This is a genomic window from Amycolatopsis thailandensis (assembly GCF_042723255.1).
In the GTDB taxonomy this organism is placed as follows: domain Bacteria; phylum Actinomycetota; class Actinomycetes; order Mycobacteriales; family Pseudonocardiaceae; genus Amycolatopsis; species Amycolatopsis thailandensis.
The window spans coordinates 97,711-122,207 of sequence record NZ_JBHXJK010000010.1 but is presented as its reverse complement, the minus strand read 5'-3'; the positions used below and the strand labels follow the sequence as shown (position 1 = coordinate 122,207).

General features: G+C 69.0%; 24 protein-coding genes. 14 read left to right on the top strand and 10 right to left on the bottom strand.

What is annotated here, in order from left to right; genetic code table 11:
• Positions 1-75: 75 nt before the first annotated feature.
• From ACFWMR_RS06490 to ACFWMR_RS06470, 5 genes are all read right to left on the bottom strand, one after another.
• A complete protein-coding gene (locus tag ACFWMR_RS06490) occupies positions 76-762 on the bottom strand; it encodes a hypothetical protein (protein WP_378377495.1) in 687 nt (228 codons plus the stop codon).
• A 93-nt stretch (positions 763-855) separates the two neighbouring features.
• Positions 856-1,767: a 3-methyladenine DNA glycosylase gene (locus ACFWMR_RS06485; protein WP_378377490.1), complete on the bottom strand. Its 912-nt coding sequence runs from the start codon at positions 1,765-1,767 to the stop codon at positions 856-858.
• Positions 1,764-2,807 carry a hemolysin family protein gene (locus tag ACFWMR_RS06480; protein WP_093938745.1) on the bottom strand — a complete coding sequence of 348 codons (1,044 nt, stop codon included), beginning with the start codon at positions 2,805-2,807 and terminating at the stop codon, positions 1,764-1,766. The genes ACFWMR_RS06485 and ACFWMR_RS06480 overlap by 4 nt, the downstream gene beginning before the upstream one ends.
• On the bottom strand, positions 2,804-4,150 hold the full coding sequence (locus tag ACFWMR_RS06475) for a hemolysin family protein (RefSeq protein ID WP_378377488.1): 1,347 nt from the start codon (positions 4,148-4,150) through the stop codon (positions 2,804-2,806). Before ACFWMR_RS06475 ends, ACFWMR_RS06480 begins: the two co-directional genes overlap by 4 nt.
• Positions 4,151-4,313: 163 nt before the next feature.
• A complete protein-coding gene (locus tag ACFWMR_RS06470) occupies positions 4,314-4,910 on the bottom strand; it encodes a TetR/AcrR family transcriptional regulator (protein ID WP_378277924.1) in 597 nt (198 codons plus the stop codon).
• Positions 4,911-5,113: 203 nt separating this feature from the next.
• On the opposite strand from ACFWMR_RS06470, the gene ACFWMR_RS06465 reads away from it, so the two are divergent.
• From ACFWMR_RS06465 to ACFWMR_RS06450, 4 genes are read left to right on the top strand one after another with little or no spacing between them, the layout of a single operon-like run.
• Positions 5,114-5,512 carry a hypothetical protein gene (locus ACFWMR_RS06465; protein ID WP_378377486.1) on the top strand — a complete coding sequence of 133 codons (399 nt, stop codon included), beginning with the start codon at positions 5,114-5,116 and terminating at the stop codon, positions 5,510-5,512.
• Between the two features lie 2 nt (positions 5,513-5,514).
• Positions 5,515-6,141 (top strand): DUF3558 domain-containing protein, encoded by a 627-nt coding sequence (locus ACFWMR_RS06460; RefSeq protein ID WP_378377484.1) that lies wholly within the window; start codon positions 5,515-5,517, stop codon positions 6,139-6,141.
• Positions 6,138-7,481: a hypothetical protein gene (locus tag ACFWMR_RS06455; RefSeq protein WP_378377482.1), complete on the top strand. Its 1,344-nt coding sequence runs from the start codon at positions 6,138-6,140 to the stop codon at positions 7,479-7,481. Before ACFWMR_RS06460 ends, ACFWMR_RS06455 begins: the two co-directional genes overlap by 4 nt.
• A gap of 24 nt (positions 7,482-7,505) precedes the next feature.
• Positions 7,506-8,237 (top strand): ESX secretion-associated protein EspG, encoded by a 732-nt coding sequence (locus ACFWMR_RS06450; RefSeq protein ID WP_093939320.1) that lies wholly within the window; start codon positions 7,506-7,508, stop codon positions 8,235-8,237.
• A 4-nt stretch (positions 8,238-8,241) separates the two neighbouring features.
• Here ACFWMR_RS06450 and ACFWMR_RS06445 read toward each other — a convergent pair whose 3' ends face one another.
• Entirely contained in the window at positions 8,242-9,075 is an 834-nt protein-coding gene (locus tag ACFWMR_RS06445; RefSeq protein WP_378377480.1) for an SCO6745 family protein, read from the bottom strand.
• Positions 9,076-9,353: 278 nt separating this feature from the next.
• On the opposite strand from ACFWMR_RS06445, the gene pip reads away from it, so the two are divergent.
• Positions 9,354-10,301 (top strand): prolyl aminopeptidase, encoded by a 948-nt coding sequence (gene pip, locus ACFWMR_RS06440; protein ID WP_378377478.1) that lies wholly within the window; start codon positions 9,354-9,356, stop codon positions 10,299-10,301.
• Between the two features lie 365 nt (positions 10,302-10,666).
• Here the strand turns inward: pip and ACFWMR_RS06435 are convergent, their stop codons facing one another.
• On the bottom strand, positions 10,667-11,857 hold the full coding sequence (locus ACFWMR_RS06435) for a Glu/Leu/Phe/Val dehydrogenase dimerization domain-containing protein (RefSeq protein WP_378377476.1): 1,191 nt from the start codon (positions 11,855-11,857) through the stop codon (positions 10,667-10,669).
• A gap of 171 nt (positions 11,858-12,028) precedes the next feature.
• On the opposite strand from ACFWMR_RS06435, the gene ACFWMR_RS06430 reads away from it, so the two are divergent.
• The 8 genes from ACFWMR_RS06430 (at position 12,029) to ACFWMR_RS06395 (ending at position 20,614) form a co-directional block, all read left to right on the top strand.
• The gene (locus ACFWMR_RS06430) at positions 12,029-12,952 is read left to right on the top strand and encodes a LysR family transcriptional regulator (protein WP_378377474.1); all 924 of its coding nucleotides are present in this window, start codon (positions 12,029-12,031) and stop codon (positions 12,950-12,952) included.
• Positions 12,953-13,082: 130 nt separating this feature from the next.
• Complete coding sequence (locus ACFWMR_RS06425) at positions 13,083-14,345, top strand: glutamate-cysteine ligase family protein (RefSeq protein WP_378377472.1); 1,263 nt, start codon at positions 13,083-13,085, stop codon at positions 14,343-14,345.
• The gene (gene egtB, locus ACFWMR_RS06420; RefSeq protein ID WP_378377469.1) at positions 14,342-15,691 is read left to right on the top strand and encodes an ergothioneine biosynthesis protein EgtB; all 1,350 of its coding nucleotides are present in this window, start codon (positions 14,342-14,344) and stop codon (positions 15,689-15,691) included. Before ACFWMR_RS06425 ends, egtB begins: the two co-directional genes overlap by 4 nt.
• Before the next feature lie 5 nt (positions 15,692-15,696).
• Complete coding sequence (egtC, locus tag ACFWMR_RS06415; RefSeq protein WP_378377467.1) at positions 15,697-16,461, top strand: ergothioneine biosynthesis protein EgtC; 765 nt, start codon at positions 15,697-15,699, stop codon at positions 16,459-16,461.
• On the top strand, positions 16,458-17,435 hold the full coding sequence (egtD, locus tag ACFWMR_RS06410; RefSeq protein ID WP_378377465.1) for an L-histidine N(alpha)-methyltransferase: 978 nt from the start codon (positions 16,458-16,460) through the stop codon (positions 17,433-17,435). Before egtC ends, egtD begins: the two co-directional genes overlap by 4 nt.
• Positions 17,436-17,481: 46 nt before the next feature.
• Entirely contained in the window at positions 17,482-17,904 is a 423-nt protein-coding gene (locus ACFWMR_RS06405; protein WP_378377499.1) for a nitroreductase family deazaflavin-dependent oxidoreductase, read from the top strand.
• 156 nt (positions 17,905-18,060) lie between these two features.
• Positions 18,061-19,668, top strand: a complete 1,608-nt coding sequence (locus ACFWMR_RS06400) for an alpha/beta hydrolase (protein WP_378377463.1) — start codon at positions 18,061-18,063, stop codon at positions 19,666-19,668.
• A 226-nt stretch (positions 19,669-19,894) separates the two neighbouring features.
• On the top strand, positions 19,895-20,614 hold the full coding sequence (locus tag ACFWMR_RS06395; protein ID WP_378377461.1) for a nucleotidyltransferase domain-containing protein: 720 nt from the start codon (positions 19,895-19,897) through the stop codon (positions 20,612-20,614).
• On the opposite strand, the gene ACFWMR_RS06390 is transcribed toward ACFWMR_RS06395, so the two are convergent.
• The 3 genes from ACFWMR_RS06390 to ACFWMR_RS06380 are packed head-to-tail and all read right to left on the bottom strand — an operon-like array spanning position 20,604 to position 23,289.
• Complete coding sequence (locus ACFWMR_RS06390) at positions 20,604-20,951, bottom strand: darcynin family protein (protein WP_378377459.1); 348 nt, start codon at positions 20,949-20,951, stop codon at positions 20,604-20,606. The two genes, ACFWMR_RS06395 and ACFWMR_RS06390, sit on opposite strands and share 11 nt — an antisense overlap.
• Positions 20,952-20,965: 14 nt before the next feature.
• Entirely contained in the window at positions 20,966-21,856 is an 891-nt protein-coding gene (locus ACFWMR_RS06385) for an SDR family oxidoreductase (protein ID WP_378377457.1), read from the bottom strand.
• A gap of 14 nt (positions 21,857-21,870) precedes the next feature.
• Positions 21,871-23,289, bottom strand: coding sequence for an MFS transporter (locus ACFWMR_RS06380; protein ID WP_378377497.1), 1,419 nt, complete (start codon positions 23,287-23,289; stop codon positions 21,871-21,873).
• A gap of 156 nt (positions 23,290-23,445) precedes the next feature.
• On the opposite strand from ACFWMR_RS06380, the gene ACFWMR_RS06375 reads away from it, so the two are divergent.
• Positions 23,446-24,351, top strand: coding sequence for a LysR family transcriptional regulator (locus ACFWMR_RS06375; protein ID WP_378377455.1), 906 nt, complete (start codon positions 23,446-23,448; stop codon positions 24,349-24,351).
• Positions 24,352-24,497 lie beyond the last annotated feature (146 nt).

Here is a 24,497-nt window from a genome sequence, read left to right as displayed (position 1 = left end):
TCTGATTAACGTCAAGGCCCCCTTCCTTGCGCGGGGCGCTGGGAAGGGGGCCTTCACGTACTTCCGGGTGGAAGCTCAGGTGGCCTTGATGCCCGCGGCGGCGAAGTCGGCCTGCTGGGCCGGCTGCTGCAGGAACTGGCGGAACGTCTGCGAGGCGCGCATCTGGACCTCGTCGATGTTCTTGCCGGCGAGCCCGACGAGCGGGTAGTCGGCCGAGCGTGCCGTCGCGACCGACTGGGCGGGCGAACCGACCAGCTCGGGCTTCGCGGTGTTCAGCTCGGTGACCCAGTAGGAGGACTCGGGGATCCAGGCGGCGGGAAGGCCGCCGATGGCGTCCAGGTTCGTCCGGCCGACGAGACCGTCGAGCACGGCCCCGGAGGACAGCGCGTCGATCTGGATGACCACGCAGTGGTCGCGGACCACGGTCGCGGCGTTGTTCCACCGCTCGGCCGCCGCGCGGACCGGCTTCTCGATGCTGGGGGTGACGACCACCCGCATCGGGGTGTCCCCGGCGACACAGGCCTTGGCCTGGGCCTCGGCGCGGGTGCTCAGCTCCCCGTCCGCCCAGTTCCAGCCGAAGACGCCGATCGCGATCAGCACCACCAGGACCACGGCGGCGATGGGCCACTTGGCGACCTTGCGCCGCGGTGCCTTCTTCCCGACGATCCGGTGCGAACCGGTCGCCTCACCGCGACCCTGAGGCCGCTTCGGCGGGTCGAGGGGATGCGGCACCGGCTCCTCGGCCACGCTGTGTCGCCCCATCGTTGTCCTTTCGAAACGTGCGCGCTCGCGCTGCGTATGCAATCAAACCGTTATCACTCTAACAGGGGAGAGTGTTACGGGGAATGCGACGACTCACAGTTGTTTTCCGCGTGTCGCGGGTGCCCTCATTAACTCGCTCAGGAGCCGTTGGCAATGCGCTATCAGGTGCTCACGCAGCGGCGTGGCCCGGCGGGCGAACCCGGCCTGCGCGCGGGCGTACTCGGCCCGGCCTTCCGGGGTCTCGATCCGCACGGGCGAGTACCCGAACGACGCCAGATCGTACGGGCTCGCCCGCATGTCGAGCTCCCGGATGTCCGCCGCCAGCTCGAAGCAGTCCCCGACCAGCTCGGCGGGGACGAACGGGTCGAGCTTGTACGCCCACTTGAAGAGGTCCATGTTGGCGTGCAGGCAGCCCGGCTGCTCGAACTCGATCTGGTTCTCCCGCTCCGGCCGCAGCGTGTTGCGCGGCCTGGCGGGCTCGGTGAAGAACCGAAAAGCGTCGAAATGCCCGCACCGGATCTCCAGCGACTCGACGACGCCGTCCGTTCCGGCCGAACCGAGCCGGAGCGGAAGTTGTGAGTGACGCACCTCATTTGCCGATTCCCGGTAAACCATTGCCCATTCATGAAGCCCGAAACAACTGAGTCTCGGTGCCCGGGACGCGGTCGCGGAAAGCAGCCCGAGGACGAATTCGGCGGTCCTGGCCCGGCCCTCGGTGAGGCCCGCCGGATCCAGCATGACGCCGTCCGGCGTCTCGACGTAGCCCTTCCGCTCCAGGAACCGCCGTGCGGACACGCCTTCGAGCACGACACCCGGCCCCGGATGCCAGCGTTCGACATGCCCGGGACGGTGCGAGTAGTAGGTGAAGAGGAAGTCGAGCACCGGATGCTTCTCGCCCCGTGCGCGGCGGCGCTGGTGCGGTGTCGTCCAGCGCCGCATCCGCGTCACGTGGTCGTCCTCCCGAGCCCGCCAAGTGGGCTCGGGAAGGACGATCGGGCCGGTCATGACATGACGTGGGTGCCGTCGCGGACAGTTCCCACGTATTCCTCGACGAGGTCCTCCAGCGCGACGACGCCGACGGCGGCCCCCGCCGGGCTCAGCGCCCGCGCCAGGTGACTTCCTTCCTTGCGCATCGCCGACAGCGCCTCGTCCAGCCGGGCGTCGGCGTGCAGTTCGGTCAGCGCCCGGGTCTTGTCCGAGGGCACCACGGTCGTCGGGTCCTCGCCGACGAGGTCGAGGATGTCCTTGACGTGGATGTAGCCCGTCAAGGTCCCGTCGTCGGTGCACACCGGGAAGCGGGAGAACCCGGTCGAGGACACCGCGCGCTCGACGTCACCCAGCGTCGGCGAGCAGGGCAGCGTGGTCAGCTGCGCCGTCGGGACCAGGACGTCGGCCACCGTCTTCTCCACCGACGACAGCGTCTTGCTCAGCCGCTGGTGTTCGGAGTGCTCCAGCAGTCCCTCGCGTCGCGACTCGCTGAGCAGCTCGGCGAGTTCGTCGGAGGTGTAGGCGGTTTCGAGCTCGTCCTTCGGTTCGACCTTGAACACCCGCAGCAGCGAGTTCGCCACGAAGTTCAGCAGCCAGATGAACGGGTTGGCGACCTTCACCCAGGCCACGTGCACCGGGACCAGCCACAGCGCCAGCCGCTCCGGTTCGGCGATCGCGAGGTTCTTCGGCACCATCTCGCCGATGAGGACGTGCAGGATGGTGATGAACGCCAGCGCGATCGCGAACGAGATCGGGTGCAACAGGACGTCGGGAATCCCGAGCACTTCGAAGAACCCCGCCAGCTGATGCGCGATGGCCGGCTCACCCAGCCGTCCCAGCAGCAGCGAGCAGATCGTGATGCCGAGCTGTGCGCCCGCGAGCATCAGCGAGACGTTCCTGCTCGCGTTGATCACGATCCTGGCGCGGGTCTTTCCCTGCTCCAGCAAGGCTTCCAGCCGGTCGCGCCGGGACGAGATCAGCGCGAACTCGGCGCCGACGAAGAACGCGTTGGCCAGCAGCAGGACCACGACGAGGAAGATGTTGAACCAGTCGCTCATCGGGCGGGCTCCTGCTCGGCGGGCACGGGGCTTTCACTGACCCGGCGTACTTCGACCTCGGCGATGCGCAGCCGGTCCATTTTGGTCACCGTGAGCCGCCAGGCGTCGAGATCGGTGGCGTCGCCGGGCGACGGGATCCGGCCGAGTCGTTCGAGGATCAGCCCGGCGATGGTCTCGTAGTCGCCGTCGGGCATCCGGAACCCGGTCTCGTCGGTGACCTCGTCGGCGCGCAGCTGCCCGGACACGAGCCAGTTGTCGGCGCCGACCTGCTGGGAGGAGGGCTCTTCCCGGTCGTCGTGCTCGTCACGGACGTCGCCGATGATCTCCTCGACGACGTCTTCCAGGGTCACCAGCCCGGCCGTGCCGCCGTACTCGTCGACGACGATCGCGAGCTGGAACCGGGAATCACGCAGCCGGTTGAGCAGCGAGTCGCCCGGCAGCGATTCGGGCACCGTCGGGATCGGCCGCATGACCGAGCCGATCCGCACCGTGGCGCGCTGCGCGACCGGGACGGTGAACGCCTGCTTGATGTGCACCGCGCCCTGCACGTCGTCGAGATCCTCGGTGTAGACCGGGAAACGCGAGAAGCCGGTGCGGCGCGAGATCTCGATGAGGTCGTAGATCGTCTCGTCCACGGTCAGGGATTCGAGCTGGACGCGCGGCGTCATCAGCTCCTCGGCCGTCCGCTCGCCGAAGCGAAGCGACTTGTCCAGCAGTTCGGCCGTCGAGGTGTCGAGCGTCCCGCTTTCGGCGCTGGAGCGGACGATCGAGCCGAGCTCCTGCGGCGAACGGGCCGACCGCAGTTCCTCCTGCGGTTCGACGCCGAACTTGCGGACCAGGAAGTTGGCGCTGTTGTTCATCAGGGTGATGAGCCAGCGGAACAGCGACGAGAACCGCGAGTGGTACCCCGCGACGGCGCGCGCGGTTTGCAGCGGCCGGGCGATCGCGAGGTTCTTCGGCATCATCTCGCCGAGGATCATCGACAGCGACGTCGCCAGGATCAGCGCGACCGCCAGCGACACGCCGTTCGCCACGCCTTCGGAGAACCCGATGGCGGTGAACAGCGGGTGCAGCAGGTCGCCGATCACCGGTTCCGCGAGGTAACCGGTGATCAGGGTGGTGATGGTGATCGCCACCTGCGCGCCGGAGAGCTGGAACGAGAGGGTGCGGTGCGCCTTCTGCACGGTGTGCGCGCGCCTGTCGCCGACTTGGCGGACGTTCGCGTCGACCGTGCTGCGCTCGAGCGCGGTGAGGGAGAACTCGGCGGCGACGGCGAGGCCGGTGCCGACGGTCAGGAGAAGGAACAGGACGATGCCGAGAACGGCCAGCAGGATTTCCATCATTTCCTGCCGGCGGGGACGGGATCGGCTAGAAGGTCCGCGGAAGAGCCGGGTGTGCCACCCGGCTCGATACTGTCACCAGGTGACTGCGCGTCGCGCACGAAAAGAGTCACTCCTCGATCGGAATCAACAGACACCGCCGCTGTACTGCGGCGATAGGACAATCTTAACGTGTTCCCCCGGTCGCGTGGGCGCGGTGCCGCCGCACGCTCTCCTCGACCAGGTCGAGGACGGGACCGAGATCGTCGCCGGGCTGGCCCATCGCGAGGTGGGAGACCAGTCCTTCGAGGACCAGTTCGAGGTACGCGGTCAGGACGTCGACATCGACGTCGTCACGCAGGATCCCGGCGTCGCGCTGGCGCAGCAGACGGCGGCGGGTCGCGGCGGTCAGCTGGTGGGACCGCTCGGCCCAGCGGGCGCGGAACTCGGGATCGGTGCGCAGCCGCCGGGAGACCTCCAGCCGCGTGCCGAGCCAGTCGGCGGGGTGCTCGCTGCGGTTCGACAGCAGCTCGCGCATCACCTGGACGAGGCCCTGTTCGGCGACGACGTCCGCCATCCGGACCGCGTCGTCCTCGGCCAAGGCCAGGAAGAGGGACTCCTTGTCCCGGAAATGGTGGAAGATGGCGCCGCGGGAAAGACCGGTGGCTTCCTCCAGCCGCCTGACAGTGGCACCCTCGTAGCCGTAGCGTGCGAAGCACACGCGAGAGCCGTCGAGGATCTGGCGCCGGCGTGCGTCGAGGTGATCCTGGCTGACCCGTGGCATCCTGGAATCCTGTCACCGGGAACCGGGTTAATGCAATCCGTACGTACGTACTGTGACCAGTTCGCGGGATGATCGATCCGTCCGGGGAACCTTGCGGCTTCGCAACACGTCCGAGCACTCGGCCGGATCGGCTGACACGCCGTCGGCCACTTGGCTACTCTTTGTCCATCACGGTGAGTGAGTGCTGAGGGGAAGGTACGGGCGTGAACATCATCGACAGTGCCGCGAGCGCGATCCAGGCCGTCTGGGGCGACCTGACCACGCCGAAGGAACCGACCGTTTACGGCGGTGGCGGCGGTGGTGGCGGCGGGTTCGAGATGAGCCCGGAGGAGCTGAAGACCGTCATCGGGCTGTGGGAAGACGAGCTGAAGAAGGTCGTCGACGACGGCGACAAGATCGACATGATCGTCGCCGACCTGATGCCGCCCGGTCAGGACGAGGCCAGCTCCAGTTACGTCGACTCGGGTATCGAGTCCGTACTCGGCCTGCAGAAGCAGAACGAGTCGATGAGGGCCTACATCGAGGGCTACATCGCGAAGCTCGAAGTCGCCCGTTCGAAGACCATGGCCACCGATCAGGCCAACACCCTGCGCACGACCTGAGGATGCCGAACGTGTTGAGGAATCGCGCCGCGGTGGCGGCGCTCGTGCTCGTTTCCGTCGCGGTCGCCGGCTGCACGGGGGAGACCCCTGGCACGCCGACGCCGACCCCGGGAACGTCGGCCACGTCGGGTTCGTCCGCCGCGCCGAATGACCCGACCGTCCCCAAGGTGAAGGTTCCGCTGGACGCCTCGGCGTACGTCGGTGACGTGTGCAAGCTGCTTCCCGCCGCCGCGGCTGCCGAACTGGGCTTCACCGCGCCCGGCGAAGCGAAGAGCGAGGGCAGCAATCCCGGTTGCAGCTGGCAGATTCGTGGCAAGGCCGACAGCCTGCTGATCATCCTCGGCAGCGGGAACCGTGAAAAGGGCATGGGCGGTCTGGCGGGCCTGCACAAGGCCAAGGAAGCCGGGCAACTGAGGTTCCTGGAGCCCGGCCCCGAGGTCGACGGCTATCCGACCGTCTATTACGGAATCCAGGACAGGCGAGCGAGTGGCAACTGCGACCTCGCGGTGGGCGTCGCCGACGATCTGGCGATCAACACCCTCGCCAAGGGCTACGACAACGAGCAGGATTCGTGCGGGAAGGCGCAGAAACTCGCGTCGGCCGTGATCAAGACACTCCAGGGGGCATGAGGGTGGACGGCAAACAGATCTACGAGAACTTCAAACAGGGCGACACCCGCAACCTGCGCAGCGCGGCCGACCGCGTCGCGGAGCTCTCGGACGCCTACGTCGAGCGCGGGATGGCCATCAAGGGGCTGCAGTCGCGGATGACGTCTTCCTGGACGGGTTCCGCGGCCGACGCGGCGAACGCCGGCGCGGGCCCGCTCGAACAGGCCTTCAAGGAAACGGCGGACCCGCTGTTCACCACGAAGGCCTCGGTCATGACACAGGCCGACAGCTTCGACGACTCCGGATCGTCCGTCGTCCCGGTGCCGCCGAAGCCGGACAAGCCCAACCCCTGGACCACCGGCCTCAAGGGCGCGATCCCGATCGCCGGGCCGTTCATGGTCAACAACGACATCAAGAACTACCAAGAAGGCGTCGCGAAGCACGAGGCAGCGAACCAGAACAACGTGCGCGTGATGGACCAGTACGACTCGGTCACCAGCAGCACGCGCTCCAGCCTGCCGACCGACTACGGCGTGCTGAAGAACGACGGCGCGAACGTCAGCGTCAAGGTCGGCGGCGGTCCGCCGCCGATCAAGCCGCCGCCCGTCATCCCGCCGGTGAAGCCGGGCCGCAACGGTGGCGGCGACGACAACGACGGCACCGACACCAGCGGCACCGACAGCAACGGGACCAACCAGAACCAGAACAAGCCGGGCGGCGACCACAACCAGACCAAGCCGGGCTCGACCGACGATCGTCCGGTGCCCCCGAAGGACCGGACGAATCCCCCGGACATCACCACGCCCACGAGGAAGCCGGGTCCCGGGGACACGACGCTCCCGTCCGGCGGTGGCCGCGGCAAGCCCGGCGGCGGAACCACCGAGATCCCGGGCCGGAACCCCGGACGCGGCACCGGTGACCTGGACGACGTCATCGGCCTGCCGAACGGCACCGGCCAGAACTACGGCCCCGGTGGCGGCGGGCCCAACCAGCCCGGTGGCGGCGGTGGACGCAACGTCCCCGGGCCCAACAGCGCCGCGGGCAGGCTTCTCGGCGGCGAAGGCGGCACCGGAGGCCGCGCGGGTGGTCCCGGCGGACCCGGTTCCGGCGGTCTCGGCGGTGGCCGTGGCTCCGGTATGGGTGGCCTCGGCGGCGGCATGGGCGGCGCCGACCACCTCGCCGGTGGCCGTGGCGCGGCGGGCCGCGGTGGCGGTCAGATGGGCCCGATGGGAGCCGGTGGCAGGCGTGCCGACGGCGACGAGGACGACGAGCACCAGCGTCCCGACTACCTGATCGAGGCCGACCCCGACGCGATCTTCGGCACCGACCAGCGCACCAGCCCGCCGGTCATCGGCGAGTAGCGGATGACCGTCAGAACAGGCCGGGTGGACGTCCCGGTCGAAGCCTTGGCCGTGCTCGCCGAACGCGAACGCGTCGGCGACCTGCACATCACGCTGCGCCCCGAACCGCGCTGGCTGTCCAGGACGGCCCGCGCGGAGGCGGACAAGCGAGTGGAAGCCGCGCTGGCGCAAGCCGGGCTGCTGGACTCGAGCGGCCGCGCGTCGGTCGATTTCCTGGACTGGCTCCCGGTGCTCACGAAACCGGCCATCGAGTACTACGGCTGGGTGAACACCGGCGGTGAGACGTACGGCCTCCTCGCCGCCTCGCTGGGATTGCAGGCGGTGCTGGCGGTGTCGTCCGGCGATTGGGTCGGGCTTCAGGAGATCGACCGGCGGCGGTTGCCCGAGACGCTGATCGAGCAGCTGCCGCCCGTTCCCGCGGGCGGCGGCAGGCTGCGCACGATCCGCGCGTACGAGCTCGAAGAGGCGGCCCGGCGCGGCCCGGACACCCATTCGCTGCCGCCGGTGATCGCCGACATCGTCAGTCTCGTGCAACGGCCGGTCCAGGGGAGCGGTGAGCTCTACGTCGGCAAGCGGGACGAAGTCGGCAGGCACGTCGCCGTCGAGGATCCGCTCCACTTCGCCGACACGGACTGGGGCCGGTACCTGAGCTACACGACCGGGCAAGGCAATGACGCGGTGGTCCACATCGGACCCGCCGGGCAGCCGGAGCTCGCGGACGCCCTCCGGCACATCACCGGCACCCTGGGCGGCTAGGCCGTCACCAGGGGAAGTCCGCCTGGACGGCGGCCGAGATCGGCCCGAGGTCGCTGACCAGACGGTCGAGATCGCCGCTGTCCAGGACGTCGTACGGTGCTTCCGCGAGCCGGTCGGTCATCGCCTCGACGCGCTCTTTCGCGGCCCGGCCGCCGGCGGTGAGCCGGCCGTCGGCCCCGACGAGGCCGCGGTCGCGCATCCCGTCGACGACCGCGGTCAGCTGTGCGGCGGGCAGGTGGCTGACCCGGCCGAACTCGTGCGCGGGCATGTCGATGGACAGGGCGTGGAGGACGTGGGCCTCGGTGCCGCCGATGCCTTCGGCCACCAGGGCGACGATGTGGCCGTCGCCGCGATGCTCGCGCAGCAGCGTGGCGGCGTGCCACAGGCGGGCGAGGGGTTCCCGCGGAATCGGGAGCGTGCGGAGGGCGGCGTAAAGGGCGCGTCCCTCCACGGGGGCGCTGATCGCGGCTTTCGACAGGAGGTCGGCGGCGCGTTCGACACCGGGGGAGTCGGCGAGATCGCCGAGGATCCGCCGCAGCCCCGCGACGCATCCCCGCTCGCGGGCGGCCAGCGCCGCCTCGGGCGTGGTCAGCTCCCAGACCTTCGGGATGTGGCGCGCCACCTCGCCCGGGGCGAAGTTGTAGAAGACCGCGTGGATCACCTCGGCGGGCACCGACGGGCCGAACGGCGCGGCGCGGCCGGCGAAGTAGGCGTCCCACTGGTTGCGCAGGCCGAGCGCGATCAGGGCCTGGTCCGACTCGTCGGCGAGATAGGGCACGAGACCGAGGGGCTCGATCAGGTCGTACATGCGGCGGGCTACGGGTTCCGGGTGCGACATCTCATCCCCTGTGGTTCGCGGCGGCGCCCTCGTGGCGGTCGCTCACCTTCTCCACGAACGGCTCATGCCGGATCCGACACCCGCGCCCCAAGATTTTCGAGAGGGCCAGGTCGTGAGTGGCGATTCGTGGTCGCGTGATCCGAGCGTGGAGGAATCGGAACGTTCAACCAACCCGGATCGCCACTCACCGTCGCACGACAAAACCCCGCGCACTGGGGTCCTTCCGCCGCTATTGTGACAGTGCTGTTGTATTTCTGGCGGGTCTGGAGGACGAGAACGTGACACGGCTTTATCCGGAAATCGAACCGTACGACCACGGGATGCTCGACGTCGGCGACGGGCACCTCGTGTACTGGGAGGTCTGCGGGAACCCCGACGGCAAACCCGCCCTCACTCTGCACGGCGGCCCGGGAACCGGGTGCAGTGCGGGTCTGCGCCGCTACTTCGACCCGGCCAAGTACCGCGTCGTGCTGTTCGACCAGCGCGGCTGTGGCCGGAGCACGCCGCACGCGGGGGAGCCCGAGACGGACCTCTCGGCGAACACCACCGACCACCTGGTCGCCGACATGGAGCGGCTTCGCGAACATCTGGGCATCGAGAAGTGGCTGCTCTTCGGTGGCTCCTGGGGCTCGGTGCTCGCGCTGGTCTACGCCGAGCGGCATCCGGACCGCGTCTCGGAGATGGTCTTGATGGGCTTGGCCACCGGGCGCCGGAGCGAGACCGACCTGCTCACCCGTGGCCTCGGCGGGGTCTTCCCCGAGGCTTGGGCGAAATTCCGTGACGGCGTTCCGGCGGAGGACCGCGACGGCGATCTGGCGGCGGCCTACCTCAAGCTGCTGATGAATCCGGATCCGGCGGTGCACGGGAAGGCGGCGGCCGACTGGTGCGCCTGGGAGGACGCGATCATCCCGACTTCCCCGCCGTACAAGAGTTTCGAGACGGCGAAGTTCCGGCTCGCCTTCGCCCGGCTGGTCACGCACTACTGGAGCCAGGGGTCCTTTTTGGACGAAGGCGTGGTCCTGCGGGAGGCCAAGACGCTGGCGCACATCCCGGCCGTGCTCGCCGAGGGCTGTCTCGACCTGAGCAACCTCATCGGGACTCCGTGGGAACTGGCGCACGCCTGGCCGGGCAGCGAACTGGTCGTGATCGACGAGGTCGGCCACAGCACCCAGGACGAGCCGATGCGGGAAGTCCTTATCGGCGCTACAGACCGCTTCGCCTCCTGAAGCAATCGAGGGCGCGTGAAGGCCCCTTCCCGCGGCTGGTCACCTAATTGGGCCGAAGACAAAGGTGCTGTGCGAGCCAGCTCGCGCGTCCGCAGGGCGTCGCGAAAGCCACTTTCGGGACGTCTGATGTCCTGAAAGTGGCTTTCGCGACGTCGGATCCTGCTGGGGCGCGCGTCGGGTCGAGCTTCGGCACCGCCTGCCTCGTAGGTGCCGTACCGAACGTCAAGGCAGTACGTCACGAGCGCCACGTTCGAGACGGTGAGCGTCCCAAGCGTGGCGCTCGTGACGTGCCATCCGCCCGGCACGACACGTTCGACCTCATCAAGACCATGGCCGAGGGAAGGGCGCCGTCACGTTCGAACCGGTCAGGGAATCACCAGAACGGGCGCGGACTCCGGGGCGGTGGCGGCGTCCGAACGGGTGGTTTCGGCGAGCCGCAGGCCGGTGGTACGCGGCGCGATCCGGTCGAGGTTCCACGAACTCAGCAGCAGCGCCACCTTCGCCCGCATCTCCGTCCGCAGCCGCTGGAACGAGTCGGCGGGATCGGCGCCGACCTCGCCGAGCAGGAGCCACCATGCCCATGCCGCCGCACCCGCGTTGGCGACGAAGTCCGGGATCACCGGGATGCCACGAGCCGCGAGGCCCGCTTCGGCGTCAGGGGTGGTCGCCGCGTTGGCCGCTTCGATGACGACCTTCGCCTTGACCACGCCCTGGTTCCCGGCGCGCAGTGCGTAGGAGATCGCTGCCGGGACGAAGATGTCGGCGTCCGTCGCCACGATCTCGTCGCGGGGGAGCAGCTGAACGTCGGCGGGGAGCCGGCTCCGGTCGATCTCGCCGTACTCGTCACGCAGGTCCAGCAGCGCCGGGACGTCCAGGCCCTCGGGCCGGTACAGCGTCCCCGCGGCGTCGGCCACCGCGACGATCTTCATCCCGGCCTCGTGCAGGTACCAGGCCGCGCCGCCGCCCATCGTGCCGATGCCCTGGACGGCGACCGTGGTCTTCCCGGCCTGCCACTCCCACGCGTCGGCGACCCCGAGACAGGCCTGCGCGACGCCGTAGCCGCCGATGACGTCGCCGAGCAGGAGCCCGCCGGGGACCGGGGTGCCCAACCCGGCCTGCACCCGCCGAAGGGTGTGCGCCGGATCGGCCGAACGGCGGATGGCGGCGTGGTACGACTGTTCGAGCCCCAGCTTCGCGAACACCTCGTCGATCAGGTGCTGCGGTACGCCGAGATCCTCGGCGGTCACCCAGTGGTTGTCGATCCACGGCCGCAGGAACGCGCAGAACCGTTCCAGCACACCGAAAGCGCGTTCGTCCTTCGGATCGAAGTCGATACCGCCCTTGGCCCCGCCGACCGGCAGGCCGAAGGTCGCGGTCTTGTTCGCCATCCCCCTCGCCAGGTCCTCGACCTCCGTCATCGTGCAGCCCGCGCGCATCCGGGTCCCGCCGGTCGCGATACCGGAGACCAGGCTGTGCACTACGAGAAAGCCGGTGGCGCCGGTGACGGGGTCGGTCCAGATGAGCCTCATCAGCGGTTCGGCGTTCCTCGCGGCCATGCGGCCACCTCCTTCGGGATTCGGGGTCGTCCTGTGCCACTTCCGAGGGTGCGCCCGGGCGGGCGCGGGCGTCCATTTACCGAATCTGAACGATGGTGTGCAGAAAAACTGGTGTAACGCCGCCCGACGCGTCATCCGGCAACCGCCACGCCGCCCGATTACGTTGGGGGTATGGAGCTTTCGTTGCACCGCTTGCGGATGCTCCGCGAGCTGAGCCGGCGCGGCACCGTGACGGCGGCCGCGGCTTCGCTGCATTACACCGCTTCGGCGGTTTCGCAGCAGTTGGCGCAGCTGGAGCGGGACGTGGGCGTGAAGCTGTTCGAGCGATTCGGCAGACGGGTGCAGCTGACCGAACTGGGGCTGCTGCTCACCGAGCACGCCGAGGAGATCCTGGGGTCGGTGGAGCGGGCGACGCTGGCACTGGAGGAGGCACAGGAGACCGTTTCGGTCCGGCTCATGGCGGGGGTGTGGGCGTCGGTCGCTTCGGGGCTGCTGCCGCACGCGCTGGCCGCGCTGGCGGGCGAGCATCCGGGGATCGAGGTCCGGACCCGTGAGCTGGCGCCCGAGGACACCGCCGACGCCGTCCGGGACGGCGAACTGGACCTTTCGTTCGTGATCGACTATTCCGACGCGCCGATGCCGTGGGACGCCGGGCTGGAGCGCGCGGTGATCGCGGTCGAACGGCTGCACGCCGCGGTGCCCGCCGGCGCCGTTCCCGCGGGCAGCGCGTCCTTGCCCGAACTGGCCGAGCACCCGTGGATCCTCGCCAGCCCGAAGAGCCACTTCGGCCGCGCGGTGCGCACCGCGTGTCACCGCCACGGATTCGAGCCCAAGATCAACCACGAGGTCGAGGAGCAGTCGACGGCGATGGCGATGGTCCGGGCGGGGCTCGGGGTGACCCTCGTTTCGGATCTCGGTCTGGGGCTCCGGCCGCCGGGGATCGACGTCGTCGCGTTGACCACACCATTGCTCCGAACGGTTTCGATCGCCTACCGGAGGACCACGTCGCGACGGCCTGCTCTGCAGCTGGTGATCGGGGCGGTTCGCGACGCGGCCGCGGCCCTGGGCCTGGGGACCGAGCCCGCTTTGCCCTGATTCGCCCGGTCCTAAAAGGTGGTCCGCCCATCCTGCCCGGCAAGAACGCACCTGAATTTGTCGGACCCCGCGTGTAGCGTCCGAAGTCAAGGTTTCTCAGTTATCGGACAACCGACTGGACGGCGGAAAGATGACTACTGTTCATGATTTCCCCGAGAAGTCCGGGAGCGCGTCGAACGCGACGGCGAAGGTCCTCTCGGACCGCGCCGAGGGCGAGGCGTATGTGGCTTCCGTGTGCTTCAAGCACGGGCCACCGAGACTCCTCGGCGTAGAGCTGGAATTCACCGTGCACTACGCCGACGAGCCCGCCCGGCCTCTCGATCCCGACGATCTCGCCACCGCGCTCGGCCCGCACACCCCGCGGACACTGCGCCCCGACAGCCCCGCCCTCCCCCTTCCGGCAGGTTCACCGCTGAGCCTCGAGCCCGGATGTCAGGTGGAGATCTCCGCTCAACCACAGACCACGCTGCGTCACCTGGACGCCGTCGTCTCGGCCGATCTGGCCCACCTCGAAACCCTTCTCGCCACCCGAGGCCTGTACCTGGGTGACACCGGGATAGACAGGCATCGCGCTCCCGCCCGCAAACTGGGCACACCGCGCTACGCCGCCATGGAACGCCGCTTCGCCCCGATGGGCGACGGGGGCGCGACGATGATGTGCAGCACCGCGGGCCTGCAGGTCTGTGTGGACACCGGTGAGGCGAGCGATCTGGCCGATCGCTGGGCCGCCGTCCACGCGCTCGGCCCGCCGTTGCTCGCCACCTTCGCCAACTCCCGGATCCACGCCGGACGCGACACCGGCCACGCGTCCGCGCGCTGGCTGGCCGTGATGGACACCGAAAAGGTCCGGACCCGGTCGGCGGAACCGACCGGGGATCCGGCGGGGGAGTGGGCACGCAGGATCCTGGACACCCCGCTGATGGTCCTTCCCGGTGGCGACGGCCGCTGGGACGCGCCCGATTCCCTGACGTTCGCCGACTGGATCGACGGACGGGGCGAGAGCGCCGGACTCGGCAAGCCGACCGAGGACGATCTGGCCTATCACCTGACGACCTTCTTCACCCCGGTCCGTCCACAGGGGTATCTGGAGATCCGGTACCTGGACGCCCAGCCCGCCGCCCGGTGGCTGCACCCGGTGGCACTGCTGGCCGCACTGCTCGCGCGCCCGTCCACAGTGGACAAAGTGCTCGAACTGTGCGAACCGGTCCTGGGCAGATGGGAGTGCGCGGCCCGGTTCGGCCTGGCCGACCGGACGATCGCCACTGTCGCGAGGGAGGTGGTGGACCTCGGTTGTGCCGAACTCGGCATGACCGGTCTGCCGCCGGAGACCATCACCGAGATCAGCGAGGGTGTGCAGTCCCTCGTGCGCGGTTCGAGGAGCCACCAGTCATGAGCGTGGAAAGCACCGAGACCAACCCGCTTCGCGCGCTGAGCCCGCAAGACCTGCGGGCTCACGCGGCCGAAGCGCTCACCAGGGCCCGCGAGCGCAGTGACGCGCTCACCGCCGTCGACGACGAAGAGCTGGTCCGCCAGCATTCGAAACTGATGTCGCCGCTGGTCTGGGACCTCGCGCACATCGGCAGCCAGGAGGAGCTCTGGCTGGTCCGTGACGTCGGCGGCCGCGAGGCGCTCCGGCCGGACATCGACGACATCTACGACGCGTTCCAGCACGCCCGCGCGGACCGTCCGGAGCTGCCGTTGCTGGGCCCGGAAGAGGCACGCAAGTACGTCCGGGAGGTCCGGGAGAAATCCTTCGACATCCTGGAAAAGGTTCCGCTGCAAGGCAGGCGGCTCACCGAGGACGCCTTCGCCTTCGGCATGATCACCCAGCACGAGCAGCAGCACGACGAGACGATGCTGGCCACCCATCAGCTCCGCAAGGGCGATCCGGTGCTGCACGCGCCCGTCCCGCCGTCGGCGCGATCCGGGCGGTTGCCCGCGGAGGTGTTCGTGCCCGGCGGTGCCTTCACCATGGGCACCTCCGCCGAACCGTGGGCGCTGGACAACGAGCGTCCGGCGCACGAGGTCGTGGTGGAGGCGTTCTTCATCGACACCACGCCGGTCACCTGCGGGGCGTACAGCGAGTTCCTCGACTCCGGGGGTTACGAAGACCCGAAGTGGTGGAGCGAACGAGGCTGGGCGTATCGCAGCGAGCACGGCATCCACGCGCCGCGCTTCTGGAATCGGGAACAGGACGGCTGGTGGCGGACACGGTTCGGCGTCCACGAGAAGGTGCCTTCCGCGGAACCCGTCGTCCACGTGTCCTTCCACGAGGCCGAGGCGTACGCCGCCTGGGCCGGACGGCGGCTGCCGACGGAAGCGGAGTGGGAGAAGGCCGCCCGGTTCGACCCGGCGACCGGCCGTTCGCGCCGGTTCCCCTGGGGCGACGAGGAACCCGCGCCCGAGCACGCCAACCTCGGGCAGCGGCATCTGCGGCCCGCGGAGGTCGGCGCGTATCCGGCTGGTGTCTCGCCGCTGGGGGTGCATCAGCTGATCGGTGATGTCTGGGAGTGGACCAGCAGCGGATTCGAGGCGTATCCGGGGTTCGCCGCGTTCCCCTACAAGGAGTACTCGGAGGTGTTCTTCGGCGGCGACTACCGGATCCTGCGCGGCGGCTCGTTCGGCACGGACGCGGCGGCCATCCGCGGCACGTTCCGCAACTGGGATCATCCGATCCGGCGGCAGATCTTCTCCGGGTTCCGTTGTGCCCGGGACGCGCGGCCGAGCGAGGTGGCCTGAGCGGCATGTGCCGTCATCTCGCGTATCTCGGCGAGCCCCGTTCACCCGCCGAGACGGTCTTTCACGCCCCGCATTCGCTGCTCGTGCAGTCCTACGCCCCGGCCGACATGCGCGGGGGCGGTTCGGTCAACGCGGACGGGTACGGCCTCGGCTGGTACGCCGAGGCCCCCGGCCCGCTGAGGCTGCGCCGGTCCGCTCCCTTGTGGACGGACGGGGACCTGCCCGCGCTGGCCGGGTCGGTGCGGTCGCACGCCTTCATGGCGGCGGTCCGCAACGGCACGACGGGGATGCCGGTGGTCGAGGCGGCGAACGCCCCGTTCACCGGCGGCGGTTTCCTCTTCAGCCACAACGGAGTGGTGAAGGGCTGGCCGGACTCGACGGCCGAACTCGCCGCCAAGCTGCCGATCACCCGCCTCCTGACCCTGGAGGCGACCACGGACTCGGTGCTGTTGTGGGCTTTGCTGCGTGAGCGGCTCGAAGCGGGCGAAGACCCGCTCGCGGCCCTCACGTGGCTGACCGGAGCGGTCGAGGAGGCGGCGCCGGGTTCGCGGCTCAACTTCCTGCTGACCGACGGCCGGACCCTCATCGGCACGGCTTGGACGCATTCCCTGTCCTATCGGGACCTCGGCGGAGGTGTGCTCGTCGCGTCGGAACCGTGCGACGACGATCCCGGCTGGATCCCCGTTCCCGACCACCACGCCGTCCGGGTCACCGGAGAAGGCGTTCGAATCCTTCCCCTCGAAGCCGATCGGAGCCCTGAGGCACGATGACCGAAGTGGACCTCGACGTACACCACAGCGAGTCGGACATCACCGAGCAGCTGCGCGCGGATGTCCGAGCCGGCCTGGAAGCGGACCAGAAGTGGTTGTCGCCCAAGTGGTTCTACGACGCGCGCGGCAGTGAACTGTTCGAAAAGATCACCGTTCTTCCGGAGTACTACCCGACCCGCAGCGAGCGGGAGGTGCTCGCCGCGCGCGGCGGCGAGATAGCGGAGAGCTCCGGCGCGCACACCCTGGTCGAGCTCGGTTCCGGGTCCAGTGAGAAGACCCGGCTCCTGCTCGACGCGCTCACGAGGCACGGCACGTTGAAGGAGTTCGTGCCACTCGACGTCTCCGAATCGGCGCTCGCCGAAGCCGCGGAAGCCATCACGGCCGACTACCCGTCGCTCGAAGTCCGTGGTGTGGTCGGCGATTTCACCCAGCATCTCGACCTGCTGCCGGGTGACCGGCCGCGCCTGGTGGTCTTCCTGGGCGGCACGATCGGCAACTTCCTCCCCGCCGACCGCGCCGTCTTCCTGCGCTCGGTCCGCGACGTGCTCGACGAAGGGGAGTGGCTCCTGCTCGGGACGGACCTGGTGAAGGACCGGGAGACTCTGGAACGCGCCTATGACGACGCGGACGGGATCACGGCGGAGTTCAACCGCAACGTGCTCCATGTGATCAACAACGGACTCGGCGGCGACTTCGATCCGACCGCCTTCGACCACGTCTCGTATTGGGACGAGGAGAACGAATGGATCGAAATGCGCCTGCGCGCCCGTGAAGCCCTGACCGTCGACATCCCGGGCGCCGATCTGCGGGTGAAGTTCGACGAGGGCGAATACGTGCGCACCGAGATCTCCGCGAAGTTCCGGCGGGAGGGAATCGCCGCGGAGCTGGCCGAGGCCGGGTTCGCGGTTGAGAAATGGTGGACGGACTCCGCGTCGAGGTTCGGGGTGAGCCTGGCAAGATCTGTCCGTGACTAACCCTCTCGCCTCGCTCGCTCGCGTGCTCGGCACGAAACCGTGGCTGATGGGGCTCGCGGGCGGGATCATCTGGGTGGACAAGAGACTCCACCGGCTGTTCAAGGGGAAGGTGAGCCTGGTCGCGCTGGCCGGGCTGCCTTCCCTGCGGCTGACCACGACCGGCCGCAAAAGCGGACTGCCCCGTAGTACCAACCTTTTGTACTTCCCGCACGACGAAGGCTTCGTGCTCGTCGGCTCCAATTGGGGGAGGCCGAACGATCCCGCGTGGACACACAACCTGCGTTCGGCACCCGAGGCGGTCGTCGCGCTGGCGGGCAAGGAAATCCCGGTCAGGGCCAGGGAACTCCTCGGCGACGAGTACGAAGCGATGTGGAAACTGCTGCTGGACTTCTGGCCCGGTTACTCCATGGAGGCCGACGCCGCTCGCCGTGTGTTACCGATTTTCGAGTTAAAGACAACCACTCGATAGGTTCGTACCATCCTTTCGGCCGGTGACTGGGTTACCGCCTTGTGCGAGGCTCGCTTGGTGTTACGCGCCGTGACGTCGGCGGCGCATCGTGCGACGTGGTCCCTCACGTCGCCAGCCGAGGGAGGAGTCGTTTTGCCGAGATCCACAAGGAGGCCGGTGCGCGGTTTCGCACTGGTAGGGGCACTCGTGGCCGGTGCCGCGCTGACCGGTGCCTCCGGGACCGCGGTCGCCGCCCCGGACGCCGGGACGTCGGCCGCCCAGGTCGGCGTGACCGCGCCGGTGAACTGGGGTGCCTGCACGGCGGACCAGCTCCGCGGTGTTCCCGCCGACCAGGTCAAGTCCTACAGCTGCGCGCGCTATCGCGTACCGATCGACCACGACAACGCGGCGCTCGGCACCATCGACATCGCGATGTTGAAGCGGGCGGCGAAGACACCCGACAAGAAGGTCGGTTCGCTGTTCCTCAACCCGGGCGGCCCCGGCGGCTCAGGATTCCGGATGCCGATCGGCGCGGCGAACTACTTCCAGCCGCAGGTGCTCGACCGGTTCGACCTGATCGGGTTCGACCCGCGCGGGGTCGGGGCCAGCAACCCGCTCAAATGCTTCACCACGCAGGAGGACGCGAACGACGTCTTCGCCGCGCAGATCCCTGTGCCGCTTTCCCGGCAGGAGATCTCCGGCACGCTGGCGTCGTACCGGGACTACGGCCAGTTCTGCAAGAACAACGCGGGCGCGCTGCTGAACCACATGTCCACCAAGGACGTGGTGCGCGACCTCGACAAGATGCGGGCCGCTGTCGGCGACCACAAGCTGACCTTCGTCGGCTTCTCGTACGGGACCCTGATCGGGTCGACGTACACGTCGATGTTCCCGAAGCAGAGCCGGGCGATCGTCATCGACGGCAACGTCGACCCGGCACTGCGCACCAGCGACGGCGTGCAGTACGACCGTGAGCGGGCTCGCGGGTTCGAGATCGCGCTGGACGGTTTCCTGCGCAAGTGCGCGCAGGTCGGCCCGAAGTGCTCCTTCAGCTCGGGCACGCCGCGGGCGAAGTTCGACGAGATCCGCGACCACCTGCGCCAGCAGCCGATCAAGTTGCCGGACGGCAGCAGCTACGACATCAACGCGTTCACCAGCACGGTCTCCGGGGTGCTGTACTCGCCGACGTCGTTCCCGCCGCTGGCCGACGACCTGCAGGCGCTGTACAACGTCGTCCACCCGCCGACAGCGCAGACGCAGACGGCGCAGGCCGTCGAACTGAAGGTGCTGCGGTCGGGGGCGAACGGGCGCGCGGACGCGGACCCGGACAGCCCGTACACCGGCGACGACTCCTACTTCGCCGTGAACTGCTCGGACAAGAAGATCACGATCAAGCAGGAGAAGGTGCCCGAGATCGCCGCGAAGTGGGAGAAGGAATCGCCCACCTTCGGCCGCTACCAGGCGTTCTCGGACGTGGCGGGCTGCCCGGTGTGGCCCGCGAAGAAGCCGGACGTCTACCGCGGCCCGTGGCAGGCCAAGACCGACACCCCGGTGCTGGTCGTCGGCAACTACTACGACCCGGCGACCCAGTACCTGTTCTCGAAGCGGATGGCCGACGAGCTGGGCAACGCCCGGCTGCTCTCGGTCGACGCCTTCGGGCACTGCATCCTGGGTGACTCGCTCGGGGTGGACAAGGTGACGGCCGACTACCTGATCGACCTGAAGGTTCCGGCCAACGGTCAGGTGTTCCAGCCGAACGTCCAGCCGTTCGAAACCACCGCCTGAAATCCGGTCACGTAACCACGAAGGCCACCGTCTCGACGGTGGCCTTCGTGGCGTTTCGGGACCGGTCCCGAGCACCCGGCGCTAAGTTCTCGGACGGGGAGGGCCGGATGACCCGGGGCGAGCTTCTCGCCCCGGTGATCCGGGTGGGTGACCAGGGCACCGGCCAAGACCCGCCGGTGTACCTGGCTCCCGGCCCGGGGTCCGTTCACTGCGGCATGCTGGGCGAATGGATCCCGTCCGTGTCGCCCGCGACCTGGTCTCCGCTCGCTTTCCCACCGCGAGGGCCGCGATTCTGGGCGGAAGCGCGAACACCGCTCGCCGGACCGCTTTCTCGGATCTCGACATCGTCGTGTTCCTCGACGGACCACCCGCGCCGTTCCGCGAAACCACCGAACACGAGGGCTTGCCGGTGGAGTGGTTCTGCCACACCGCCGAGTCCTACGACGACTTCGCCGCACGGGAGACCGCCGAACGGCGTTCCCCATTGCTGCACATGTGCGGTGAAGGTGTAGTACTGCTGGACCGGGACGAGTTCGGTCATCGGACACGGGAGGAAGCCCGGGCGATACTGCGTGCCGGGCCTCCTCCGCTTTCTCTCGCCGAGTTGGAAGATCGCCGTTACGGGCTCACCGGTCGGCTGGACGACCTGGCCGGCGCGGACGATCCCGACGAGCTGATCTTCATCGCCGACAGGCTGCTGATCGCCGTGGCCGAGCTGGTCCTTGTCGCGCGGGGCCGATGGCGCTCACACGGCAAGTGGCTCCTGCGCCGCCTTCGTGAAACCGACCCGGAGATCTGCCGGGAACTCCTGCTCGGCTACCGGCAAGCGGTGTGTCAGGGGACCACCGCACTGCTTGGGGAAGTCGCAGGCGGTGTGCTCGACGATGTCGGTGGACGTCTCCACCCCGGCTACCGGCGGGACGCTCCCGCCGGTTTCAGACGTTGACGCTCGCGAAGGCATCCAGACCGTAGTTCGTGGCGTATGCGTTCTCGACTCCGACAAGCAGGTCGACGATCTCGAAGTACCGGTCCCAGAACGGCGTCTCGCGCAGCGCTTCGATGAGCAGCTGATACGAGTGGTGGTCCTCGGCCTCCCACACCCACACGTCGGTCACTCGCGCGGAGTAGAACTCGGTGTCGAAGAACCGGGACCGGACTCTCTTAACCTTGCTCTCGATCGCCGGGAGGACCTCGGTCTTGAAGGACTCCACGCGCTGCTCGACGGTGAGGCCGAGCCATTCGGGGGTGGTCTTCACCAGCATGAAAGCGGTCACTTCGGACATGGTGTTCCTTCCTTTCAGGAGTAGGCGCCGGCTTCGATGTCTTCGACCAGGGTCGGTCCGAAGGGGGCCCACTTGAGCAGTTCGCGGGTGCGCTCGCTGGACGCGGACATGTCCAGTGAGAAGAACCGGCCGACGAAACCGAAGTGCTCGGCGGCTTTCTCCGGCGCCACGGACACCACCGGGACGTCGAGCGTCCGCCCGATGGCTTCGGCGATCTCCTTGGTGGTGACCGCTTCTTCGGCGACGGCGTGGAGCAGCGTCCCGGTGGGCGCGCCTTCCAGCCCCAGCCGGACGAGCCGGGCGGCGTCGGTGCGGTGCACCGCGGCCCACGCGGCGGTGCCGTCGCCGAGGTAGCCGGAGACGCCGTGCTCGCGGGCCGCCGCGACGAGCGCGGCGACGAACCCGTGGTCGCCGACGCCGTGGACCGAGGGCGAGAAGCGGGCGCTGATCACCCGCATGCCCTTTTCGGCGTACTCGAGGGCGAGGTTCTCGGCACCACCGCGATGCGAGTCGGGGCCGACCGCGGGGGAGAGGTCGGCTTCGGTGGCGCGGCGCCCGGCGGCCATGGTCGAGAACCCGGCGGCGAGGACGAAGGCCCGGCCTGTTCCGGTCAGCGCGTCGGCGAACGTTTCGACGGCGGCGCGCTCGGCCCGGTTGGACTCGGCGGGGTTGCCCCAGTCGTGCTTGTTCGCCAGGTGGATCACGGCCTCGGCCTCGGCGGCGCCCGCGCGGAGGCCGTCGAGATCGTCCAGGTCGCCGCGGCGGACCCGGGCACCCTTCCGTTCCAGCGTGGCGGCGGAGGCGTCCGAGCGGGCGAGGCCGGTGACCTCGTGGCCGGCGTCGAGCAGCTCGTCCACGACGGCCGAACCGATCCAGCCGGTCGCTCCGGTGACGAATACGTGCATGGGAATTACTCCTTCTACTTGGTGGTGCGGGAAAGGCGTGATTGCAGGACGACGAGCGCCCCGAGGACGAGCACACTCACGCCGATGACCCGCAAGGCCGTGCTCGTACTGGTGACGAACGCGGAAATCACTTCCGGCGCGCGGCCGGGTGCCGCGGTGAGGGCCTGCGCGACGGTGTGCGGATCGTGGGCCGCGCGGAGGTCGGGTGGCAGTGCCGCGACGAACTGTCCGGTGAGGACGGTGCCGATGACCGCGACGCCGAGCGCGCTGCCGAACTCGCGGGTGGTGGCCTGGAGACCCGCACCGACTCCGGCCTGGGCGGGCGGCAGCGAACCGGAGATCGCGGCGGACAGTGTCGGAAGGGCCAGCGTGACACCGATGCCGGTCACCACGAGCCAGGCCGCGTAGACCAGATATGGCGTCGAAGCGTCGTTCGTGGACAGTCCGAGGAGGCCGCAACCGCAGAAGACGAAAGCGATGGCGACGGTGGCGTCGACGCCGACGCGCCGGACGAGTTTGCCCACGTGCCGCGCGCCGAGGATGACCGGGACGGTCAGCGGGATGATCCCCAGCCCGGTCAGGAGCACATCGAATCCTTTGCCGTATTGCAGGAAGGACGCGTTGACGTAGAACAGCGCGAACATCCCGAAGAAGATCGCCGTCATGCCGAGACAGGCACTGCGCAACGCGGGCACGCGGAACAACCGGGGATCGAGCAGCGGATGCTCGGCCTTCAGTTCCACGAACGTCCACACGGCGAAGAGCACGACCGAGCCGGTGAACCCGATCAGGACGATCGGGCTGCTCCAACCCTTTTCGGGCCCTTCGACGATGCCGAGCAGCAACGCGACCGACGCGCCGACGAGCAGGGTCGCCCCGATCGGGCTGAGCGGGCGGTCATGCCTTTCGGACACCGGCGCGATCCAGGCGACGAGAGCGGCGAGTACCAGGCAGAGTGGGACGGCGGCCGCGAACAGCCAGCGCCACGACCCGCCGGACAGCACCGCGCCGCCGCCGACGTTCCCGACGACACCGCCGATCCCGGTCATCGACGCCCAGGTCGCGATCGTCACGCCCTTGCGCTCGGCGGGCACGGCGTGCAGCAGGACGGCGAGTGTGTTGGGCAGGACGGCTGCGGCCCCGATCCCGGTGATCGCCCGGCCCGCCAGCAGGATGGGAACGTTCGGCGCGACCGTCGACAGCAGCGCGCCGACCGCGAACAGCGCCAGGCCGGTGAGCAGGACGCCCTTGCGGCCGAAGCGATCGCCCGCGGCGCCACCGGGGATCACCAGACAGGCGAAGAAGACGACGTAGGTGTCGACGATCCAGATCAGCGCCGACGCGGACGGGTGGAGGTCGCTCGCGGCCAGCATCGGGACGGCGAGGTTGATCGCGGCGACCATCCCGACCACGAGCACGACACAGGCGCACATGCTGGCCAGCAGGCCTTTTCGCGAGACCGGGCGGCTTGCCGCGGCCGCGGGGTCGTCGCGGAGTTGAAGTCGGAGTGGCATGTCCATGAAGCTATTGACCAGCGATGTATTCGCGCCACGCAACTTTGGCAATACAGACTTGCGTAGGATGCAACTATGGCCGATCAGCTGGACCTGAACCTTCTGCGGGTCTTCGACGCGTTGCTGCGCGAAGGCAGCGTGACGGCGGCCGCCGAGCGACTGCACCTGTCGATCCCGGCGGCGAGCCGGGCGCTGAGCCGCTTGAGGCGGGCGATGGGAGACCCGATCTTGGTGCGCGCCGGCCGGGGAATGGTGCCGACGCCGTTCGCGCTCCGGACCGCGCCACGTGTCCGGTCGCTGCTCGACGAGGCGTCCGCGCTGATCAGCGCCGACCGCGAGCTGGCGATCGGCGACCTCGAACGCACCTTCACCATCCGCATCAACGACGGTGTCGCCGCGACACTGACGACCGCGGCCGTCGAGGCGACCGCCGCCGTCGCGCCGGGTGTGGTCCTGCGCTTCGTGGCCGAAGGCAGCGAGAGCACCGAAGCGTTGCGGGACGGCTCAGTGGATCTGGACATCGGCGCCGGTGACGTCACGGCCCCCGACATCCGGTCGATGCCGTTGTACCGCGAACGAGTGGTCGGGATCGTCAGGGCGGACGGCCCGCTCGGCGGCAAGCGGCATCCGACGCTGGCTCAGCTTTGCCGCTATCCCCACGTTTCCGCTTCCCGGCGGGGCAGAGGCAGGGGACCGCTCGACGACGTGCTCGAAGCGGCCGGTCTCCAGCGCCGGGTCGCGGCGGTCGTCCCCACGTCCGCCGTCGCCGCTTTCCTGGTCTCGTCGAGCGACTACATCGGACTCGTGCCCTCACGGCTCGCCGAGCAGTACGGCCGGTCACTCGGCCTCCGCTGGTTCCCGATCCCCGCGGATCTCCCGGAGATCGAGGTCTGTCTGCTCTGGCACGCGCGACTCGACGCCGATCCGGCCCAACGCTGGCTGCGCGAGACGATCCGTGACGCGTTCGAGGCGTCGCGGTAGCGGAGTTGCTCGTGACGGGTGTTTGCGCCGAAAGGCAAAGGTGTCAGGTCGGACTGGTGCAGGTCATCGCCTTCCGCCGGGTGTGATCCGGCGGGAGGGCGTTGGGGAAGACACAATTGGACACCTCAAAAATGCGGGAGGTGGGT

Bases quoted from the DNA above. Each gene is read 5' to 3' on its own strand.
- ACFWMR_RS06405 (WP_378377499.1), top strand. From the start codon at position 17,482: ATGGGGCTCGCGGGCGGGATCATCTGGGTGGACAAGAGACTCCACCGG.
- ACFWMR_RS06430 (WP_378377474.1), top strand. From the start codon at position 12,029: ATGGAGCTTTCGTTGCACCGCTTGCGGATGCTCCGCGAGCTGAGCCGG.
- ACFWMR_RS06480 (WP_093938745.1), bottom strand. From the start codon at position 2,807: ATGAGCGACTGGTTCAACATCTTCCTCGTCGTGGTCCTGCTGCTGGCC.
- egtC (WP_378377467.1), top strand. From the start codon at position 15,697: ATGTGCCGTCATCTCGCGTATCTCGGCGAGCCCCGTTCACCCGCCGAG.
- egtB (WP_378377469.1), top strand. From the start codon at position 14,342: ATGAGCGTGGAAAGCACCGAGACCAACCCGCTTCGCGCGCTGAGCCCG.
- ACFWMR_RS06390 (WP_378377459.1), bottom strand. From the start codon at position 20,951: ATGTCCGAAGTGACCGCTTTCATGCTGGTGAAGACCACCCCCGAATGG.
- ACFWMR_RS06490 (WP_378377495.1), bottom strand. From the start codon at position 762: ATGGGGCGACACAGCGTGGCCGAGGAGCCGGTGCCGCATCCCCTCGAC.
- ACFWMR_RS06425 (WP_378377472.1), top strand. From the start codon at position 13,083: ATGACTACTGTTCATGATTTCCCCGAGAAGTCCGGGAGCGCGTCGAAC.
- ACFWMR_RS06475 (WP_378377488.1), bottom strand. From the start codon at position 4,150: ATGATGGAAATCCTGCTGGCCGTTCTCGGCATCGTCCTGTTCCTTCTC.
- ACFWMR_RS06445 (WP_378377480.1), bottom strand. From the start codon at position 9,075: ATGTCGCACCCGGAACCCGTAGCCCGCCGCATGTACGACCTGATCGAG.
- ACFWMR_RS06460 (WP_378377484.1), top strand. From the start codon at position 5,515: ATGCCGAACGTGTTGAGGAATCGCGCCGCGGTGGCGGCGCTCGTGCTC.
- ACFWMR_RS06435 (WP_378377476.1), bottom strand. From the start codon at position 11,857: ATGGCCGCGAGGAACGCCGAACCGCTGATGAGGCTCATCTGGACCGAC.
- ACFWMR_RS06385 (WP_378377457.1), bottom strand. From the start codon at position 21,856: ATGCACGTATTCGTCACCGGAGCGACCGGCTGGATCGGTTCGGCCGTC.
- ACFWMR_RS06395 (WP_378377461.1), top strand. From the start codon at position 19,895: ATGGATCCCGTCCGTGTCGCCCGCGACCTGGTCTCCGCTCGCTTTCCC.
- ACFWMR_RS06470 (WP_378277924.1), bottom strand. From the start codon at position 4,910: ATGCCACGGGTCAGCCAGGATCACCTCGACGCACGCCGGCGCCAGATC.
- ACFWMR_RS06380 (WP_378377497.1), bottom strand. From the start codon at position 23,289: ATGTGCGCCTGTGTCGTGCTCGTGGTCGGGATGGTCGCCGCGATCAAC.
- ACFWMR_RS06455 (WP_378377482.1), top strand. From the start codon at position 6,138: ATGAGGGTGGACGGCAAACAGATCTACGAGAACTTCAAACAGGGCGAC.
- ACFWMR_RS06485 (WP_378377490.1), bottom strand. From the start codon at position 1,767: ATGACCGGCCCGATCGTCCTTCCCGAGCCCACTTGGCGGGCTCGGGAG.
- ACFWMR_RS06375 (WP_378377455.1), top strand. From the start codon at position 23,446: ATGGCCGATCAGCTGGACCTGAACCTTCTGCGGGTCTTCGACGCGTTG.
- egtD (WP_378377465.1), top strand. From the start codon at position 16,458: ATGACCGAAGTGGACCTCGACGTACACCACAGCGAGTCGGACATCACC.